10 protein-coding genes and 2 pseudogenes are annotated in these 20,381 nt (G+C 72.6%); 7 read left to right on the top strand and 5 right to left on the bottom strand.

What is annotated here, in order from left to right; all coding sequences use genetic code 11:
• Nucleotides 1-6: 6 nt before the first annotated feature.
• The 3 genes from ACN6LM_RS16510 to ACN6LM_RS16500 form a co-directional block, all read right to left on the bottom strand.
• Complete coding sequence (locus ACN6LM_RS16510; protein ID WP_445066112.1) at nucleotides 7-1,692, bottom strand: phytoene desaturase family protein; 1,686 nt, start codon at nucleotides 1,690-1,692, stop codon at nucleotides 7-9.
• Nucleotides 1,679-11,005: a non-ribosomal peptide synthetase/type I polyketide synthase gene (locus tag ACN6LM_RS16505; protein WP_445066111.1), complete on the bottom strand. Its 9,327-nt coding sequence runs from the start codon at nucleotides 11,003-11,005 to the stop codon at nucleotides 1,679-1,681. The genes ACN6LM_RS16510 and ACN6LM_RS16505 overlap by 14 nt, the downstream gene beginning before the upstream one ends.
• 127 nt (nucleotides 11,006-11,132) lie before the next feature.
• Nucleotides 11,133-12,038: a sterol desaturase family protein gene (locus ACN6LM_RS16500; protein ID WP_445066149.1), complete on the bottom strand. Its 906-nt coding sequence runs from the start codon at nucleotides 12,036-12,038 to the stop codon at nucleotides 11,133-11,135.
• A gap of 677 nt (nucleotides 12,039-12,715) precedes the next feature.
• Between ACN6LM_RS16500 and ACN6LM_RS16495 the strand changes: the two are divergent.
• Nucleotides 12,716-12,886: pseudogene (locus tag ACN6LM_RS16495) on the top strand (TetR family transcriptional regulator); the annotation flags it as partial.
• Between the two features lie 422 nt (nucleotides 12,887-13,308).
• Here ACN6LM_RS16495 and ACN6LM_RS16490 read toward each other — a convergent pair.
• Nucleotides 13,309-13,629 (bottom strand): annotated as a pseudogene (locus ACN6LM_RS16490) (hypothetical protein); the annotation flags it as partial.
• 105 nt (nucleotides 13,630-13,734) lie between these two features.
• Between ACN6LM_RS16490 and ggt the strand changes: the two are divergent.
• Together ggt and ACN6LM_RS16480 are read left to right on the top strand one after the other, a co-directional pair.
• The gene (ggt, locus tag ACN6LM_RS16485; RefSeq protein ID WP_445066110.1) at nucleotides 13,735-15,543 is read left to right on the top strand and encodes a gamma-glutamyltransferase; all 1,809 of its coding nucleotides are present in this window, start codon (nucleotides 13,735-13,737) and stop codon (nucleotides 15,541-15,543) included.
• Nucleotides 15,544-15,612: 69 nt separating this feature from the next.
• Entirely contained in the window at nucleotides 15,613-16,503 is an 891-nt protein-coding gene (locus ACN6LM_RS16480; protein WP_445066109.1) for a glycoside hydrolase family 75 protein, read from the top strand.
• On the opposite strand, the gene map is transcribed toward ACN6LM_RS16480, so the two are convergent.
• Complete coding sequence (gene map, locus ACN6LM_RS16475; protein WP_445066108.1) at nucleotides 16,490-17,257, bottom strand: type I methionyl aminopeptidase; 768 nt, start codon at nucleotides 17,255-17,257, stop codon at nucleotides 16,490-16,492. The genes ACN6LM_RS16480 and map overlap by 14 nt on opposite strands.
• Before the next feature lie 55 nt (nucleotides 17,258-17,312).
• Between map and ACN6LM_RS16470 the strand changes: the two genes are divergently transcribed.
• From ACN6LM_RS16470 to ACN6LM_RS16455, 4 genes are all read left to right on the top strand, one after another.
• Nucleotides 17,313-17,582 (top strand): helix-turn-helix domain-containing protein, encoded by a 270-nt coding sequence (locus ACN6LM_RS16470; protein ID WP_445066107.1) that lies wholly within the window; start codon nucleotides 17,313-17,315, stop codon nucleotides 17,580-17,582.
• A 57-nt stretch (nucleotides 17,583-17,639) separates the two neighbouring features.
• Entirely contained in the window at nucleotides 17,640-18,020 is a 381-nt protein-coding gene (locus tag ACN6LM_RS16465) for a PPOX class F420-dependent oxidoreductase (RefSeq protein WP_445066106.1), read from the top strand.
• Nucleotides 18,021-18,192: 172 nt separating this feature from the next.
• A complete protein-coding gene (locus tag ACN6LM_RS16460) occupies nucleotides 18,193-19,035 on the top strand; it encodes a nitrilase-related carbon-nitrogen hydrolase (RefSeq protein ID WP_445066105.1) in 843 nt (280 codons plus the stop codon).
• Complete coding sequence (locus tag ACN6LM_RS16455) at nucleotides 19,032-20,315, top strand: aspartate aminotransferase family protein (protein ID WP_445066104.1); 1,284 nt, start codon at nucleotides 19,032-19,034, stop codon at nucleotides 20,313-20,315. The genes ACN6LM_RS16460 and ACN6LM_RS16455 overlap by 4 nt, the downstream gene beginning before the upstream one ends.
• The last annotated feature ends 66 nt before the right edge of the window (nucleotides 20,316-20,381 follow it).

The raw sequence follows: 20,381 nt of genomic DNA, 5'->3' as shown, positions 1-20,381 counted from the left end.
TCCTCGTCATTCGGCCACCGCCGCGTTCCCGGCGTTGCCCCGCTGTTCGAGTCGGGGCAGCCGGCCCAGCTTCCCGGGATGCCACGGCCCGGCACCCTCGCTCGGCCAGGCCCGGAAATCCCGGCCGAGCTCGTCGCAGAGGAACTGGACCGCGTACCGGCCACTGGTCGCGGCCCGGATCAGGCCGCCCATCCCGGTCCACTGCCCGGCCATCGAGAAGCCGCTCAGCCCCGGCAGCCGCATCCGGTCCCGGTCCACCAGTGCGGTCGACACGTCGTCGGCCTCGGAGAACGCCTTCCAGGCCAGGATGCTGCCGTAGGTGTTGCCGGTGTACCGCTCCGTCGTCGCCGGCGTCGCCACGTCCACCAGCTCGATCCGCTCCTTGAGGCCCGGATGACGCTCGGCCAGGAAGCCCCGCAGGTAGTCGACGACCTCCTGCTTGCGCTCCCTGTACGCCCGCCGGTCCGCCTTTCGTAGATCCTGCCAGGACCGGTGGTCGGTGAAGTACGTGCAGTGCAGCACCGACTTCCCGGCCGGCGCGAAGCCGTCGGCGTAGTCGGACCGCCGCTGCACCACCAGGCTGTGCTGGAGGCTCCCCGGCAGCGCCGCGCCCCGCTCCGGACCGAGGAGGTACGTGGTGCTGTGTGGCTCACCGGCGGGCAGCGGGCCGTCGATCCCGACGAACGCGGAGACCACCGCCGGATACAGGTTGTCCGGCCGGTCCAGCAGCTCCGTGTACAGCCGCTCGGTGCGCGGGCTGCTCCACCGCCCCTCCAGCAGCCGGTCCAGCACCGTCGGTCCGTCGCAGGCGGCGATCACATGGTCGGCGAAGTGCTCCTGCCCGTCCCGCAGCCGTACGCCGACCGCCCGCCCGTTCTCGACGAGGATCCGCTCCACCCGGGCGCGGTAGCCGATGTGCCCGCCGAGGCCCGTGTAACGCTCCTCCACCGACCGGGCCAGACCCAGCGAACCACCCTCAGGGAAGCCCGCGTTGCCGTTGAAGGCGCAGGACATCGTGAAGAGGAAGGGGAGCAGCGGGAAGCCGGTCAGCTCTTGGAGGAACATGTTGGGGAACGCCTGGCGCAGCAGTGGGTCCTCGAAGCGGTCCGCGAACCGGCGCATCGGCGTGGCCGCGGTGCGCCAGTACAGCCGGAACGCCGGCAGGATCGCGAGCAGCGTTCGCGTCTTCTCCGTCAGGGACTTCAGCGGCGGCGGCTTCACCTCCCAGTGCGGAGCGAGCCCCGCGAAGCGCCTGAGGTCCCGGCAGAACGCCCGGATCAGACGCTCGTCGCCGGGCGAGATCTCCAGCAGGTGCTTCTGGAGCCGGTCCGGGTCGTTGTAGAAGGTGACGGACCGGCCGTCCTCCGTCACCACCCGGTTGAACTGGTCGAAGTGGGTGATCCGCTTCCCGTCCAGCGCCCCGAGCTCGCGCCACACGTCGTTCGCTCCGGTCCCGGGTGCGGTGCCGATCAGCCAGTCGATGCAGTAGTCGAAGAGGTAACCCTGGCGAGCCCAGGCGGTGCAGCAGCCGCCTGGCAGCACGTGCTTCTCGAAGATCCGGCTCTCCAGCCCGCTCATCTGCGCGTAACAGCCGGCGGCCAGACCCGACATGCCCGCGCCGATGATGATCACCCGGGGCCGCCCGTTGGGAGGCCGGGCCTCCCAACGGGGCCCGCCGTCACGCACGCCCATCCGCGGCACCTCCCGCCAGCAGCGCCCGGACCAGCTCCGCGTTCCCGTCGAGGAACGGGCCGTCGAGCATCTCGGCGTGCTGGCCGTGCCCTTCGCGTACGGTGCACCCGGCGGCGGTGACCCCGTGCCAGCTGCCGGGCTCGTCCGCCGCGAAGCGGAGCAGCTTGTCCTGGTCGGAGATCACCGCGATCGGCGCGTCGAGCACACCGAGCGACGGGTGAGCACCGCAGTGCGCCAGGTACTCGCGGGCCTGCTCCACGGTCTCCCGGGCGATGATCTCGGAACCGGTGTGCCGCCGCAGGTGCTCCGCGAGTTCCGCCTCGAACTCGGCCAGGTGCTTCTCGCCGAGGGCGACGGCCTCTGCGATCCGGTACGAGTCCATGATCAGCACGAGGTCCACCGCGCGGCCCCGCCGCTCCAGCTCTCCGGCGATCTCGAACGCGAGGTTGCCGCCGAGGGAGTAACCGAACAGCGTGTACGGCCCGCCCGGGTGCAGCTCCTCGGCCAGATCCGCGTACCGGGCCGCCTTGTCCGGCCCCGACAGGTAGTTGAACGCGGCGAGGCGGTGCTCGGGCAGCCTCGCCGCGAGCTGCCGGTACACCAGCCCGTGCCCGCCCGCGGGCGGCAGGCAGAACACCGTCGCCGCCGGGTCCGCGCCCGGGTTGAACCACAGGTACGGCTCGGCGCCGGGCAGCCGCCCGGTGACGACGTCCTCCAGGGTGCGGGCCATGCCGTGCAGGGTGCTGGTCCGGAACAGCCGCCCGACCGGCACGGACGCGTTGAACTCGGTCCGCAGGTGGTGGATCAGTTCGATCAGTTTGATCGAACTGCCGCCCGCCTCGAAGAAGTCGTCCCGCAGGCCCGGTCGCTCCAGCCCGAGCAGCGACCGCCAGTGCGCCGTCATCCGCGTCTCGTACAGCGTCACCGGCGGTTCGTACCTCTCCGGTCCCGCCTCCGCGCGCGGCTCCGGCAGGGCGCCGAGATCGACCTTGCCATTCGTGCTCAGCGGCAGCGCGGGCAGCTCCGTGAAGTGCGCCGGGATCAGATACGTCGGCAGCTGCTCCGCGAGGTGGCGGCGCAGCTCCCGGGTGTCGGCCACCGCGCCCGGCGCGGGCACGCAGTAGGCGCACAGCACGTTCTCGCCCGTCTCGTCCCGCCGTACCGTCACGCACACCTGCGCCAGTTCGGGGCGGGCGGCCAGCCGTGCCTCGATCTCCCCGGTCTCCACCCGGTGGCCGCGCACCTTCACCTGCCCGTCGGCCCGCCCGAGGAGGTGCAGCACCCCCTCCGCGTCCCAGTGCCCGAGGTCTCCCGTCCGGTACAGCCGTACGGGTTCGCCGGCCGGTTCGAGGGTCACGAACCGCTCGGCCGTCCGCTCCGGATCGCCCAGGTAGTGGTCGGCGACACCGGCGCCGCCGATCCACAGCTCACCGGCCACCCCCGGCGGCACCGGCTCGCCGTGCCGGTCGAGGACGTACAGCTCGCTGTTGGGCAGCGGCCGGCCGACCGGCACCATCCGGCCCGGCTCCAGCCCTTCCGCCGGCCCCTCGTAGTAGGCGCTGTCGATGGTGGCCTCGGTCAGCCCGTACGAGTTGACCACCCGGGTCCCCGGCCCGCACAGCGCGACGAGCCTCCGGTGCTCGCCCGCCCGCCAGGCGTCCGAGCCGACGATCACCAGGCGCATGAACTCCAGGCCCAGCCCCTCCCGCTCGCAGTGCGCCAGCAGCCCGCGCGCCACCGACGGCACGAACTCGCCGCAGTCCACGCCCTCCGCGCGCATGGTCCGGTAGAGCCGTGCGGTGTCGAAGAGGAGGTCCCGGTCGACGAGGACCAGCATCCCGCCCGAACACAGCGCCCGGACCAGGTCTCCGGTGAACACGTCGAAGGAGACGCCCGCCATCTGCAGGTGCACCCGGGCGTCGGTGTCCAGCCGGTACTCCTGCTGCCAGGCGACGAACACCGAGGCCAGGTTGCGGTGGCTGACCCGCACCGCCTTGGGGCGGCCGGTGGAACCCGAGGTGTGGATCACGTAGGCCGTCTGGTCGAGGCCCACGGCCGGCTCCGGCCGCTCCTCGGCCCCCGGCCGGTCCAGCTCGTCGAGGGTGACCGGCTGTCCCGGCAGCCGGGGCGCCTGGCCCCGCCGCCCGTCGGTCAGAACCAGAGTGGCCCCGGCGTTCTCCATCAGCTCGGCCAGCCGCTCCGCCGGGTGGTCGGGGTCCAGCGGCAGATAGGCGCCCCCGGCCCGCCACACCGCGAGCAGCGCGATCACCAGCTCGGGCGACTTCGCGAGACGCACCGCCACCACCGTCCCGGCGCCGACGCCGCGTTCGCGCAGCGAGGCAGCCACGCGCCGCGAGCGCTGGTCCAGCTCCCGGTAGCCGAGCCGCCGCCCGCCCGGCACGGACACCGCGACCGCCTCCGGGTGCTGCGCGGCGATCTTCCCGATCAGCTCGTGCACCGGCACGTCGTGGTCGATCCGTCGGCCGACCCCGCCGAACCCGGTGATGATCCGCTCCCGTTCCCCGGCCCCCAGCATCGGCAGCCGTCCCGCCGGGCTCTCGCCCTCCGCGCGGGTCAGGCCGTCGAGGAGGTTGCGGTAGTGCGCGGCCATCCGACGGATCGTCGCCGCGTCGAACAGGTCGGTGTTGTACTTCAGCACGCAGTGGAAGCGCCCGTCGGACCGGTCCTCGTACGCGGACAGCGTGACATCGAACTGCCCTTCCTCCTCAGGGAGTTCGATGTACTCAAGGGTGTACCCGAAGCGCTCCACGGCCACCTTGTGGGTGAGCAGGATGAACATCGCCTGGAAGACCGCCGAGCGGCTCGGGTCGTGCGGGAGGCCCAACTGCTCCACGAGCAGCACGAACGGGTACTCCTGCTTGTCGAGGCCCCCGAGGACGGTGTCCCGCACCCGGCCCAGCAGCCCGGCAACCGACGGTTCCCCCGCCAGGCTCACGTGCAGCGGCAGCGGATTGACGAAGTAGCCGTAGACCGTGGCGAACTCCTCCTCGGTGCGGCCGGTGACGGGGCTGCCGACCACGATCTCGTCCTGCCCCGACCAGCGGTGCAGCAGCAGGTAGTACGCGGTGAGCAGCACCGTGAACACGGTGACGTTGTGCTCCCGTGCCAGCGTCTGCACCCGGGCGCTGAGCTCGTCGTCGAGCTGGAAGAACTCGGAGGCGCCGTTGTCGGTCTGCACCGGCGGGCGCGGCCGGTCGGTGGGCAGTTCGAGCGCCGGGACCTCCCGCGGCAGGTGCTCCCGCCAGTACTCCAGCATCCGCCGCGCCTCGGGCCCGGCCAGAAAGCGGTTCTGCCGGTTGAGGAAGTCCAGGTAGCGGGCCCGGACCGGGGCCAGCTCCGCAGGCCGGCCGGTGCGCAGCCCGTGGTAGACCTCGAACAGCTCCTCGATGAAGGTGAAGGTGGAGATCGCGTCCGAGACGATGTGGTGGACCGCCTTCATCAGCACCCAGCGGTCCGGGGCCCGTCGGAACAGCCGCAGCCGCACCAGAGGATCCCGCTCAAGGTCGTACGGCCTGCGGTACTCCGCTACCAGCCGGGTGCGGACCTCGTCCCAGGGCAGCCCGGACACATCGAGAAGACCGGTGTCGGCGATGGCCTCGGGCCGCACCCGCTGGACCGGACGCCCGTCCTCGGTGGTGATGTTGACGCGCAGGCTCGGATGCCGGGCGATCAGCGTCCGGAAGGCATCGAACAGCAGCTCCGGGTCGAGCTCCGCGCGCACCTCCACCGCGCCGCCGATGTTGTACGCGAAGCCGTCCGGGTTGAGCTGCCGGAGGAACCACAGGGCCTGCTGGTTGTGGGTGAGTGGGTAGCACGCCTCGTCGGTGAACAACTCCACCGCCGTCTCCGCCACCGGACCCCCGGCCGCCGCGAGCTCGGTCAGCCCCGCGTGCAGCCGCTCGGTCAGCTCGATCACCGGCCCATTGCTGAGCAGCGCCACCACCGGAAGCGAGACCCCCAGCTCGGTGTGGGTCCGGGCCCGCAGCTCCATGGCGAGCAGCGAGTCCAGACCGAGGGAGCCGAGCCGGGCGTCCGCGTCGACCAGCTCCGGCCGCACCCTCAGCACACCCGCCGCGAGGGCCGCGAATCGCTCGGCGACCAATGCCGTCCGCGCCGTCTCGTCGGCGGCGCGGAACGCGTCGAGCAGACTGCCGCCCTGCCCCGCCGGGACCTCCCGCGCCGCCGCGGCGGCGAGCGCCGACACCAGTGGCGGCGGGGTGGGATACCAGGACAGGAACACCGGCCAGTCCACCACCGCGGCCACGAGCAACTGGGCCCGGTCCTGCCCGATCACCCGCTCCAGGACCGCCATGCCCGCCTCCGGCGCCAGCGAGCTCATCCCGCGCGCATCCCGGTAGTGGGCGACCAGCCCGAGCTCCTCGATCATGCCGGTGGCCCACGGCCCCCAGTCCAGGCTGAGCGCGGGCATACCGAGCGCCCGGCGGTGATGGGCGAGCGCGTCCAGGAACGCGTTCCCGGCCGCGTAGTTGACCTGACCGGCCGTGGTCAGCAGCGAGGCGACCGACGCGAACAGTACGAAGTGCTCGACCGGCTCGTCGCGCAGCAGCCGGTGCAGCAGGTACCCGCCATGCACCTTCGGCCCGTAGCCCGCGTCGAACGCTTCGCGGTCCAACGACGGCAGCAGGACGTCCCGCACCTGTCCCGCGAGGTGGAACACACCCCGCACCGGCGGCAGACCGGCGGCCCGGCGCCCGGCCAGCCAGCCCTCCATGGCCGCAGCGTCGGTCACGTCCACCGCGGCGACCTGCACCTCTGCGCCGAGCACTTCGAGCTCACGCAAGAACGCGACCCGCCGCCCCTCGGGGCCGCCCGGATCGAGCCCCCGCCACGCGCCGCGTTCCGGCACGCCGGTGCGGCCGAGCAGGACCAGGCGCCGGGCCCCGCGCCGTACCAGGGTGCGGCAGAGCAGCTGCCCCAGCGCCCCGAACGCGCCCGTGACCAGATAGGCGCCGTCCGCGCGCAGCCGCAAGGGCAGCGGACGGGTCAGCCCCGCGGGCGGACGCAGCCGGCTGAGGTGCCGCCGCCCGGACCGCAGCGCGATCTCGCTCTCGCCGTCGTCCGCCGTGAGCGCGCGCAGCAGCACCTCGGCCTCGCCGGGATCCCCGGCCGGGTCGAGATCGATCAACTTGCCGCTGTGACCGGTGAGCTCCTGCTGCCACAGCACTCGGCCGATGCCCCAGGCGGGCGCGCCGAACGGCTCCACCGGCTCGCCCGGCACCACCGCCTGGGCGCCCCGGGTGACGATGTGCAGGCGCCCCTCCGGGCACGCCTCGGGCAGCACCTGGGCGAGCAGGACCAGCGAGTAGCCGCCGACCGTGCCGATCCCGTCGAGGTCCGCCGCGCCGACCGTGTCCAGCGGGGGCAGATCGAGGTTCCACAGATGGACCACGGCTCCGAATCCCGGCCCGATTTCGGCGAACAGCCTGCGCAGATCGGCCGCCGAATCGGGTCGCACGGTCATGTGCCGGGCTCCGCTTCGGTACCGGCTGCCCGGACGGACCAGCCGGCACCGCCCGCCACGCGCCACGACCGCCTCGGCCATCCGCGCGCCGAGCCCGCCCTCGTCGGCGAAGACCACTAGGCCGGGTGCGGTGAAGCCGTCGGGACCATCCCCGGTTGCCTCTTCGGTCCCGCCGTCCTCCGGTGCCTCGGTGGGCGCCTCCTCCCAGACCACCTCGGCCAGCCAGCCGTCGATGGTGCCGAGCTTCACCGAGGAGGCCACCCGGTCCACCGCCGTCGCGCGGAAGCCGCTGATCCGGCCGAGCGGCGTCCCGTCCTCGGCGTACAGGGCGAGGTCGCCGACCAGTTCCTCATCGCTCTCCGCGGTCACGGTCGCGTGCGCCCACAGGGCCCGGTCGCCGACCGCGTCCAGCCGCAGCTCCGCGATGCCGACGGGCAGCCGGATCCCGGCGGACCGGCTGTCGTCCGGTGTCATCGCGGTGAGCATGGTCTGGAAGCAGGCGTCGAGGAGCACGGGATGCACATGGCATTCCGCGGCCCCGTCGCCCATGCCCGGGGTGGGCCGGATCAGCGACAGCGCCTGGCCGGGCGCCGTCCACACCTCGTCGATCGCCCGGAACGCCGGACCGTAGTGGTAGCCGAGCGCCGCCAGCTCGCCGTAGCACGCTTCCCGGTCGAGCCGACGCCCCGCCCGCGCCCGTACCGCGTCCGTGTCCAGCGGTTCCGCGAGCCGGCGCGGCTGCCCGGTGCGGACGACCCCGCTCGCGTGGACCGTACGGTCCGGAGCCCCGGTCCCGGAACCGGCGAGGGAGGCGATGGTGAACCCGGCCTCCTCCGGCGCGAAGGCGAGCTGGACGGTCGTCGCCTCGCCGTCGGGCAGGAACAGGGCCCGGGGGAACTCGACGTCGGCCAGTGTCGCCGTGTCGCCGCCGGTCAGGGCCCGGACCGCCTGCGCGGCCATCTCCAGGTACCCGGCGGCCGGGAACACCGTGCTGTCCTCGATCCTATGGTCGGCCAGGTACGGCAGCCGCTCGGTGTCCAGGCGGCTCTCCCAGGTCGGCTGCAGCGCGGAGGTCCGCCGGCCGAGCAGCGGGTGGTCCAGCCGGCCGAGCCGGATCTGCTCCACCGGCGCGGGCTCCACCCAGTACCGCTCCCGCTGCCACGGATAGCCCGGCAGCGGCACCGGCCGCCCCACGGGCTGGAGCACCGACCAGTCCACGTCGACGCCCAGCGTGTACAGCTCCGCGAGGGAGCGGGCGAAACGCCCGGGCTCGTCCTCCCGGCGCCGGATCGACGGCAGCGTCACCCCCTCGACCGCCCGGCCCTCCAGGCACTCCCGGATCGAGTGGCCGAGCACCGGGTGCGGACCGATCTCCAGGAACAGCGTGTACCCGTCGTCGACCAACCGGTCGACCGCGGCACGGAACCGCACGGGCCGCCGGACGTTCTCCCACCAGTACGCGGCGTCCAGTTCCGGCCCCCGCGCACGCCCCTCACGGGCGGTCAGATACAGCGGGAGACCGGCGGCGCGCGGCGCGATCCCGGCCAGCGCCTCGCGCAGCTCGGCCTCGATCGGGTCCATCCGCACGCTGTGGTACGGCACTTCGACGTCGAGGAACCGGGCGAAGACCTGCTCCCGCTCCAGCCGCCCGGCGAGCTCCCCGAGGGTGTCCCGGTCCCCGGACAGCGTCACCGACGCCGGGCTGTTCACGGCGGCGACCGACACGTGGTCCCGGTACGGGCGGACCAGCCGCTCGGCCTCCTCCTCGGACAGGTTCGCCGCCAGCATCACGCCGGCGCCCGCGAGCCGGTGCTGGAGGGCGCTGCGCGCCAGCACGATCCGGACGGCGTCCTCCAGGCCGTACACCCCGGCCTGGTGGAAGGCCGCGATCTCGCCGGTGCTGTGCCCGACGACGGCGTCCGGCCGCACCCCGTGGTGTTCCCACAGCGCCGCGAGCCCCGCCTGGACGGCGAAGTTGGCGGGCTGGGCGAGCCAGGTCTCGGCCATCCGGGACTCCGCCTCGGGCCGGGTCAGCTCGTCGAGCAGCGACCAGCCCGCCTGGCGCCGGACCTCCCGATCGCAGCGCTCGACCGCCTCCCGGAACACGGGCTCGGCGTCCAGGAGCTCGCACCCCATGCCCCACCACTGCGGCCCCATGCCAGTGAACACCCACACCAGCCGCTGCGCCCCGGGCTCCCGGAGGCGGCCCCGCACGGCCTGGGGGTGCTGCTCCCCGCGCTCGCAGGCGGCCAGTACCTCGTCGAGGGAGCCGGGCGGGCCGAGGGGGGAGTGGACGACGGCGAGGCGCTCCTCGAAGTGCTGGCGGCGGTGGGCCAGGGTGTGCCCGAGGTCCGCGAGGGACACTCCGGCGGCAAGTTCGCGGCGGACGCCCGCGGCCAGTTCGGCCGGGCCCGACGCGTGCCGGGCGCTCAGCGGGAGGACCGAGCGGGCGGGCGTCCGGGCCGTCGCGCGCGGGTCCTCCGGCGGGCGGGGCGGCGCCTCCTCCAGCAGCACGTGTGCGTTGGTGCCGCCGAAGCCGAAGGAGTTGACGCCTGCCCGCGCGGGTCCCTCGTGCTCCGGCCAGTCGACCGGTGCGGTCGGGATCTCGAAGGGCAGTGCAGCGAAGTCGATGGCGGCGTTGGGCTGTTCGAGGTTCAGGTGCGGTGGGATGCGGCGGTGCCGGAGGGCCAGCGCCGTCTTGATCAGGCCCGCGACGCCGGCGGCGGCCTCCGTGTGTCCGATGTTGGTCTTGACCGAGCCGACGTAGCACCGTGCCCCGGGCGCCCGGCCCTGCGCCAGCACCCGGCCGAGCGCCCGCGCTTCGATCGGGTCGCCGACGGGGGTGGAGGTGCCGTGCGCCTCGACGTACTGGAGGCTGCCCGGTGTCACTCCCGCCTCGGCGCAGACCCGCTCGATGAGCGTGGCCTGGGCGTCGGCGCTGGGCACGGTGATGCCGTTGGTGCGTCCGTCCTGGTTCACTCCGCTGCCGATCACCACGGCGTGCACCGGGTCGCCGTCGCGAAGCGCGTCCGAGAGGCGCTTGAGCGCCACGACGCCGACGCCCTCGGCCCGTACGTATCCGTCGGCGGAGGCGTCGAAGGCGCGGGAGCGTCCGTCGGGGGAGAGGAAGCCGCCCTTGGTCTCGGCGATGGTGTACTGCGGCGCGAGGTGCAGCAGGGTGCCTCCGGCCAGGGCGAGTTCGCTCTCGCCGCGCTGCAGGCTCTGGCAGGCCAGGTGGACCGCGACCAGGGAGGAGCTGCACGCCGTGTCGATCGAGACGCTGGGGCCGCGGAAGTCGAGGCAGTGCGAGATGCGGTTCGAGACCATCGTCATCATCGTGCCGGTCGCGGTGTGCGCGGCCAGCGTCTCGAAGCCGAGGTCGGCGAACTGCAGGATTTTGTAGTCCAGGGTGAAGGCGCCGATGAAGACGCCGACGTCCCGCCCGGCCAGTTCGGCGGGTCGCTGCCCGCCGTCCTCCAGCGCCTCCCAGGACACCTCCAGGAGCTTGCGCTGCTGCGGGTCCATGTGCTCGGCCTCGCGCGGGCTGATCCCGAAGAAGTGGGGGTCGAACTCGTCGAAGCCGTCGATGTAGCCGCCCCGGCCGCCGGTCAGCCGGCCCCGCTTGGCCGGGTCGCGGCTGCCGAGGGTGGTGGTGTCGTACCGGTCCGTCGGGGTGGGGACGAGACAGTCCCGGCCTTCGATCAGATTGCGCCAGAAGGACCGGTGGTCACCCGCGTGTCCGGGGAGCCGGCAGCCGATGCCGATGATGGCGACCTTGTCGCGGTGAGCGGCGCTGGGTGAGTCCGTCATGGTCCAATCCGGTGGAGACGACGCCTCGGTACGGGCCGGGCGGGGGCGTACGGGGGCACGACGCCGGTACGGCGCGGTACGGGGCGGGGAGCTCGCGGTGCGGAGCGGATGTGCGCGGTACGGGGGACTACGCGGTGTGGGGCGGGCGGCGCACGGGGTGGAGCAGGCTGGCGACGATCGAGCCGGTCTCCGGGAACGTGGCGGGGCTCTTGACACCGACGATCGCCGGGCGGCGGTCCGGTCGCCAGGTGAAACTGCCGAAAAGGCGGTCCCAGACCGAGAGGTCCACGCCGAAGTGACCGGCCTCGGCCAGGTCGGCGCTGTGGTGCAGCCGGTGTTGCTCGGGGCTGGCCAGGACGTGGTGGAGCGGACCGAGTCGGACGTCCACGTTCGCGTGCACGAAATAGCCTTGGACAAGAGTGAAGAGCGCCACCGCGAAAAGGCAGTCGGCGGAGAATCCGAGAAATCCCAGTGTCAATTGGACAGCGCCCTGCTTGAAGGCGACATCCAGTAGGTGGTTGACGCCGTTATTGGCGACGTTCACTTTTCCCGGAACGTGATGAATTCCGTGTACCTTCCACAGCCACCGATTTGAATGCGCCCAGCGGTGGGCGAGGTAGCCGGTCAGCGAGGAGGCCAGCAGCGCGAGGGGCACCTCGGCCCTGAGCGCGAGCCCAGGTCCCGTGACGGGGGTCGCGGCCAGAACGGCCGCGACGACCGACTGGCCGAGCACGGCGCCGACCATCGTGAACCCGAAATAGGCTGCGTACCAGCACAGTTCCCGGCCGCTCGGGTGCCAGTCGGTCCGGTGCGGGATCAGCCGCTCCAGCGCCGCGAGATAGACGATGGTGCCGATCAGGAAGAGCTGGACTGCCCGGCCCCGGTCCCAGTCGAAGCGCAGAACCGAGATGAAGAGCCAGATTGCGGACAGGAGCAGAATTGGGTACGCGGCGTAGCGGAGACACTCGCGGGCGGACGCGCCGGCGGTCCACGCATTCGCTGGCAGCGACCCCGTTTCGGGTCGATCTTCCATATGGAGAATCTCCATCACATCCGAATAGGGGGTTCGCAGAGTAGCAGCGGACGTGAGGGGCCGTGAATGAGTGAACGGCGTTTTTTGGCCAGCGCGGTAAGGGGGCGCACGAGGGTAATTTATAAGAAGAAGTTCTTTTCACTGCCCGGTGCCCGTGGGGCGGGGTGGGGGGCACGGGGTTCCGGTGACCGAAAGTAACGATTCCGCACTCGCGGGGGCGCCGCCGGCCACGCGGTCGCCACTCGCGTTGAGAGCGGTTACCGCGGGTCCCGGGCCCGGCGGATGTGCCCGAAACCATCACCCCGTGGGAGCGTGTGTGGGGCCACGGGCGGAACGCGAGCCGTACGACTCGGGCGGCCGGACCGCACAGGAGCCCGCAAGGAGAGAACGGCCCGGGTATTCAGGCTCGCTCAACCTGGCGGCCCGTCAACGTTGCAGGCGATCGAGCGAGGGACGACCCCAGGCCGCCGGAGACTCCCGTGTGGGCAGGGGCATTGTGTGGAGTGATCTTGCCCGGGTGCGCCAGGTGAGCCCGAGGCCGGTCAGGGGGCGGCACTGGTCGCGGGCGGCGCGGCGAAGGGCCGCGGCCGTGTTGGCGGCACCGTCCTGGCGATGAACCCCGATGGCGGGGTTGCGCAGGGATGCCATGGTGCGGGGCAGATGACCGCCCTGCGCAGGCGCTCCGCCCGGTCGCCGCCGAGTGGACCGACGCCGTGACCGGGCTGCTCCACCCGCGCACGGACGCGGCCACCGCACGCGCCCTGGTCGCCCTGAGCATCCAGGTGCTGCTCACCGGCGGCGCCTACGACGAGGCGTACGCGCGCGAAACAGCTGGGCAGGATCGTGGGCTGAAGGGCCCGTCAGCGCCGGGACAGCCCCGCGAACCAGCGGGCGATGCGCGGGGTCGCCGCCATGTTCGACCGCAGATGGCGCGAGCCGGTGGTAGACGGCCGTGCCGAGGTCGACGACCGGGGCGTGCACCCCGTTCCTGGCGAGCAGCGCCCGCAGCTCCGCGCCACCGAAGTCGTAGGCCCCGCTGACCGGCGCCACTGGATGGGGGCATGGACCACTGCGACGGTGACAGCGGGGACGGGGGGCGCTCCCCCGCACCGGCGGCCTGCGGACAGGGACTTTGCCGGGAGCTGCGTGTCCTGTAGCCGGGCGCCCCCGGGAGGAGACGCGACCGGCGGACGCCTGGCGTCGAACATCGTCACTGGCCAATGACTTCATTGTGGGTGCCGCAGAGAAACCCCTACCGTTCGACACCGCCCCCCCCGACGCAGAATTCGGTCCGCTCGCCGGTGCCCTGCTGCGCGACGTCGTGGGACAGGATCCGGGCGTGCGCCTCGCAGTCCTTGATCAGCGCGGAGAGCTCCAGCAGGGCGAACACGTCGTGGCGGTGGACCGAGCCGTCGCCGCCCGCGTCGCGGTTGACGACGAGCAGGCACTCGGAGTTCCCCGGCAGGCCGAAGAACGCCTGCTTGCGGCGGAGCCCGCGGCGCCACAGACAGGTGCGCGCGAGCCAGCCGAGGGCGGCGCCGATGCCGGCGGCTATCACGCCCAGCACGATGTTGCGTACGTCGTCAGTCAGGGGCGGGCACGTTAGCGGGCATTCGGCCTCACGTCCGAGGCGGTCCTGACGGGGCGGCCGGGGCGGCGTTACCCTGCGCGGACGATCCTTCACCGGAGGTTGCGCATGCGACGGTCCATCAGGCGGAATGTGTCGTTGGCGGCGATCCTGGCCGCCGTCGTGTCGGTCGGGGCCGCCGCCCCCTCCTCGTCCGCCCACCCCTCGGCGCCACCGCCCAAGTCACCCCTCGCGGTGGGGTACGGGGGAGCGGTGTCCAGCGTCGACGCGGACGCCACGGCCGCCGGTATCGAGGTGCTGCGCAAGGGCGGCAACGCGGTCGACGCCGCCGTGGCCACGGCCGCCGCGCTCGGCGTCACGGAGCCGTACTCGGCAGGGCTCGGCGGCGGTGGCTACTTCGTCTACTACGACGCCCGCAGCCACACCGTCCGCACCATCGACGGCCGCGAGACCGCACCGCGCAGCGCCGACTCCTCCCTCTTCCTGGAGAACGGCAAGCCGCTCGCCTTCGCCGACGCCGTGACCAGTGGGCTCGGTGTCGGCACCCCCGGCACCCCCGCCACCTGGGACACGGCCCTGAACGCCTGGGGCAGCAAGTCGCTCCGGCAGGTCCTCAAGCCCGCCGAGCGGATCGCCCGGGACGGCTTCGTCGTAGACGAAACGTTCCGCTCGCAGACGGCCGGGAACGAGGAGCGCTTCCGGGACTTCCCGGCCACCCGCGACCTCTTCCTGCCCGACGGGAAGCTCCCCGTGGTCGGCTCGGTCCTCAGGAACCCGGACCTGGCGCGCACCTACGAGGAGGTCGGCCGCAAGGGGGTGGACGAGCTCTACCGGGGCGAGCTCGCCCAGGACGTCGTACGGACCGTACGCAAACCGCCCGTCGACCCGGCGTCCGACCGGGTGGTGCGCCCCGGCGACCTGACCGCCCGGGACCTGCGCTCCTACCGCGCGCTGCGCCAGGCGCCGACGAAGGTGAACTACCGAGGGCTCGACGTGTACGGCATGGCCCCCTCCTCGTCCGGTGGCACGACGGTGGGCGAGGCCCTCAACATCCTGGAGCCGACGGACCTCTCGCGGGCGAACGAGGCCCAGTACCTGCACCGTTACATCGAGGCGAGCCGCATCGCCTTCGCCGACCGGGGCCGCTGGGTCGGCGACCCCGCGTTCGAGGACGTCCCGACGAAGGGCCTCCTCAGCCAGCGGTTCGCGAACGCGCGGGCGTGCCTGATCAAGGACGACGCGGTGCTGACCAGCCCGCTTGCACCGGGCGACCCGCGCCACCCCGGCGCCTGCCGGTCCACGGGGAAGGCCGCGCCGACCACGTACGAGGGTGAGAACACCACGCACCTGACGACCGCCGACAAGTGGGGCAACGTCGTCGCGTACACCCTGACCATCGAGCAGACCGGCGGCAGCGGGATCACCGTGCCGGGACGCGGCTTCCTGCTCAACAACGAGCTGACCGACTTCTCCTTCGCGCCGGCCGACCCCGCCGTCCACGACCCGAATCTGCCCGGCCCCGGCAAGCGCCCGCGCTCCTCGATCTCGCCGACCATCGTGCTCCGGCACGGCGAGCCGGTCCTGGCCCTCGGCTCGCCCGGCGGCGCCACCATCATCACCACCGTGCTCCAGACGCTGACCGGCAAGCTGGACCGGGGGCTGCCGCTGGTCGACGCCATCGCCGCACCCCGGGCCAGCCAGCGCAACGCCCCGGCGACCGAACTGGAACCGGCGCTCTGGAACAGCCCGCTGCGGGCGAAGCTGGAATCGCTCGGCCACGTCTTCAAGCTCAACCCGGAGATCGGCGCGGCGACCGGCGTACAGCGGCTGCCCGACGGCCGGTGGCTCGCCGCGGCCGAGAAGGAACGGCGCGGCGGCGGCTCGGCGATGGTGGTGAGGCCGAGCGGGCGGCCCTGACCGCACACCTCACCGGGGGGCACGGCACGACCACCATCTCCTCGCCGGAAGGGCGCTCCCCCCGTGCGCATGCGAACGCTTGCCCTCGTCACGGCCTCCGGTGCCGCGCTGCTCACCGCCGGCACACCGGCCCCCGTCACCCTCGCGGTGGCGGGGAAGCCGGACCCCGCCCTCACCGCCCCCGCGCCCCGGCCCGTCCGCCCGGCCGTTCCGCTCGCCCTGGTGGCGCAGGTGCACCGGGCGCCCGCCCGGGCCCACCGGTCCGAACCGGCGCCCGCCCCGGCCCGGGGCCGGGCGAGCGCCGGGGTCGGGGCGGCCGACCTGCTGGCCAGGGTGTCGGCCTGCGAGCAGGTGTCGAATGGCACGTACCGGACGGACGAGACGACTCCGGCGACCGTTCCCGTCTGCGAGGTGGGCGGGGCGGTGTTCTGGAAGGCCGACCTGGACGTCGACTGCGACGGCCGGACGACCGCCGCCTGCAACCCCGGCACCGACCCCGCCTTCCATGGCGACACCGCCTTCCACACCTCGGACGGCCGGCCGCTCGACGCGGAGAAGCTGCCGTACGTGGTCGTGCCGGCACCGTCCGGCACCTGGGACTACGCGAAGTCCGGCATCCGGGGCGGCGGGGTGGCCGCCGTCGTGCGCGGCGAGAAGGTGGAGTACGCGGTCGTCGGCGACGTCGGCCCGGAGCGCATCATCGGCGAAGCCTCGTACGCCACCGCGAAGTCGCTCGGCATCGACCCCGACCCGAGCAGCGGCGGCGCGCCCTCCGGGGTCACGTACATCCTGTTCAAGGACTCCCGGGTGTCACCGGTCGAGGACCACGAGGCCGCCGTGCGTACGGGGCGGGCTCTCGCGGAGGAGTTCGTGCGCGGGGACCAGGGCGTGTTTCGGAAGCAGCGCCGTCCGCCCGGCCGGACAGGCGGGACTTTCGAAACACGCCCTAGAGTGCGGTGAGGATGCGCGGGCCGTCGTCCGTGATCGCCACCGTGTGCTCGGCGTGCGCGGCCCGGCTGCCGTCCGTCGTGCGCAGGGTCCAGCCGTCGCGGTCCGCGCGGTACGTGTCCACGCCGCCCCCGATCAGCATCGGCTCGATGGCCAGCACCATGCCGTGGCGCAGCGGCATCCCGCGCCCCCGCCGGCCCTCGTTGGGCACCCCGGGGTCCTCGTGCATCTCGCGGCCCACGCCGTGCCCGCCGAACCCCTCGGGGATGCCGTAGCCGGCGGTGCGGCAGATGGTGCCGATGGCGTGCGCGATGTCACCGATCCGGTTGCCCACGGTGGCGGCGGCGATGCCCGCTTCCAGCGCCTTGTACGCGGTGTCGATCAGCCGGGTGTCGGCGGGGCGGGCGCGGCCCACGGTGAAGCTGATCGCGGAGTCGCCGGCCCAGCCGTCCAGGGTGGCGCCCGCGTCGATGCTGACCAGGTCGCCGTCGCGCAGCCGGTAGTCCGTCGGGATGCCGTGCACGATCGCGTCGTTGACCGACGCGCAGATGACCGCGGGGAAGGGGACCGGGGCGAAGTGCGGCCGGTAGCCCAGGAACGGCGAGCCGGCGCCGGCCTCGCGCAGCACCCCGCGCGCCACCTCGTCCAGTTCGCGCAGCGAGACGCCGATCTCGGCCGCCTCCCGGGCGGCGGTGAGCATGCGTGCGACGACGCGGCCGGTCGCACGCATGGCTTCGATGGATGTGTCTGTCTTGAGTTGCACCATGCCAATTACAATACCGCAATTACTATACCGGTCCGCGCGGTATTAGAATGACGGCATGGTCCGTACCCCCCTGACCCCCGAAGAGCGCCTGCGCGGCGAACGGCTCGGCCTGCTGCTGCGCGAGGCTCGGGGCGCCCGCAGCATGACCGACATCGCCGCCCACGCCGGCATCTCCGCCGAGACCCTGCGGAAGATCGAGACCGGCCGCGCCCCCACCCCCGCGTTCTTCACCGTCGCCGCCCTGGCCGGAGCGCTCGGCCTCTCCATGGACGAACTCCTGCTGCGCTGCGCCCCGGAGCCGGCGCCGGTACCGCTCGCCGGTTAGCGCCGGATACGCCTGGTCTCGCGCCCCGCTTGCGCCCCCGCGCATAGTCTGGGGGCCATGAGCCTCCAGGACTTCGCGCGCAGCGAGTACGTCAGCCTCACCACGTACCGCAAGGACGGGACGCCCGTCGCCACCCCCGTCTGGGCGGTGGCCGACGGCGGTGAACTGCTCGTCTGGACCAAGACCGACTCCTGGAAGGTCAAGCGGCTGCGCAACGACAACCGGGTCCGCGTCACCGTCTGCGACGTGCGCGGGCGGACCGAGGAGGGCGCCCCGAGCGCCGAGGGCACCGCCAGGCTGCTCGATGAGCGCGAGACGGCCGCCGTGCGCCGTGCGATAGGGCGCAAGTACACCTGGAAGTACTGGCTGCTCGACTACCCGGCGATGATCGTCCGGCTCGGCAAGCGGCCGCACACGGGGATCGCCATCACGCTCTGACGCCGCGGCGTCCCGCGCTGGCCCGCACGGGTGTGAAACATGATCGACTCAGCTGGTTCACGGCGATGGTCTTGCCCCGCCGTGTGGCGGGGCTTACGTTCTCCCCTACGCACGTGTCTACGGGCGTAGAAGCACGAAGAGGCTCTCTGACGCCGCGTCGAAGGAGCAGCTCATGTCCCACGTCGTACGCGCCGCACTCGTCCAGGCGACCTGGACCGGCGACACCGAATCCATGATCGCCAAGCACGAGGAGCACGCCCGCGAGGCCGCCCGGCAGGGGGCGAAGATCATCGGCTTCCAGGAAGTGTTCAACGCCCCCTACTTCTGCCAGGTGCAGGAGCCCGAGCACTACCGCTGGGCCGAGGCGGTGCCGGACGGGCCGACCGTACGGCGGATGCGGGACCTTGCCCGCGAGACCGGCATGGTGATCGTCGTCCCGGTCTTCGAGCTGGAGCAGTCCGGGTTCTACTACAACACCGCCGCCGTGATCGACGCCGACGGCTCCTACCTCGGCAAGTACCGCAAGCACCACATCCCGCAGGTCAAGGGCTTCTGGGAGAAGTACTACTTCAAACCCGGCAACGCCGGCTGGCCGGTCTTCGACACCGCCGTCGGCAAGGTCGGCGTCTACATCTGCTACGACCGGCACTTCCCGGAGGGCTGGCGGCAACTTGGTCTCAACGGCGCCCAGTTGGTGTACAACCCCTCCGCCACCTCGCGCGGCCTCTCCGCCCATCTGTGGCAGTTGGAACAGCCCGCGTCCGCCGTAGCCAACGAGTACTTCATCGCCGCGATCAACCGCGTCGGCCAGGAGGAGTACGGCGACAACGACTTCTACGGCACCAGCTACTTCGTGGACCCGCGCGGTCAGTTCGTCGGCGACGTCGCCAGTGACAAGCAGGAGGAACTCCTCGTCCGCGACCTGGACTTCGGGCTCATCGAGGAGGTCCGGCAGCAGTGGGCGTTCTACCGGGACCGACGGCCCGACGCGTACGAGGGGCTGGTCGAGCCGTGAGCAGCCTCCACCACCGCCACCTCGCCGTCAGCCCCGACTGGCTGGCGCTCTACTACCGTCACCCGCTGGAGATCACGCACGGCGAGGGCCGCCACGTCTGGGACGCCGACGGCAACCGCTACCTCGACTTCTTCGGCGGCATCCTCACCACCATGACCGCCCACGCGCTGCCCGAGGTCACCAAGGCCGTCAGCGAGCAGGCCGGCCGGATCATCCACTCCTCGACGCTCTACCTCAACCGCCCGATGATCGAGCTGGCCGAGCGCGTCGCCTCGCTCTCCGGCATCCCCGACGCCCGGGTCTTCTTCACCACCTCGGGCACTGAGGCCAACGACACCGCCCTGCTCCTGGCCACCACGTACCGCCGGTCGAACCAGATCCTGGCGATGCGCAACAGCTACCACGGCCGGTCCTTCTCCGCGGTCTCCATCACCGGCAACAACGCCTGGTCGCCCACCAGCCTCTCGCCGCTCCAGACCCTGTACGTGCACGGCGGCGTCCGCACCCGGGGCCCCTACGCGCACCTGAGCGACGAGGAGTTCACCGCCGCCTGCGTCGCGGACCTGGAGGACCTGCTCGGCCACACCAGGGCCCCCGCCGCCCTGATCGCCGAACCCATCCAGGGCGTCGGAGGATTCACCTCACCGCCCGACGGGCTCTACGGCGCGTTCCGCGAGGTGCTCGACCGGCACGGCGTGCTGTGGATCTCCGACGAGGTGCAGACGGGCTGGGGGCGCTCCGGTGAACACTTCTGGGGCTGGCAGGCCCACGCCCAGAACGGGCCGCCGGACATCCTCACCTTCGCCAAGGGCATCGGCAACGGCATGTCCATCGGCGGCGTCGTCGCCCGGGCCGAGGTCATGAACTGCCTGGACGCCAACTCCATCTCGACCTTCGGCGGTTCACCGGTCACCATGGCGGCCGGCCTCGCCAACCTCTCGTACCTCCTGGAACACGACCTCCAGGGCAACGCCCGCCGCGTGGGCGGCCTGCTCATCGAGCGGCTGCGCGCGATCGGTGCCGCCTCGGCGCGGGTCCGCGAGGTGCGGGGCCGGGGCCTGATGATCGGTGTCGAGCTGGTGAAGCCCGGCACCGACGAGGCCGACCCGGAAGCGGCCGCGGCCGTCCTGGAGGCGGCGCGCGAGGGCGGCCTCCTCATCGGCAAGGGCGGCGGCCACAACACCAGCGTCCTGCGCATCGCGCCGCCGCTCTCGCTCGCGATCGCCGAGGCGGAAGAGGGGGCGGACATCCTCGCCGACGCCCTGCGCTCGGTGGGCTGAGCGCCGATATCCGCGCGGGTGCGGGCCGACGGCTGGGAGTCCTCACGCGGCGAGTTCGTGCCGAAC

Source organism: Streptomyces sp. SAS_281 (genome assembly GCF_052542855.1).
Note: the sequence above shows the minus strand (reverse complement) of the source record. Positions and strands in the feature narration are given on the sequence as shown.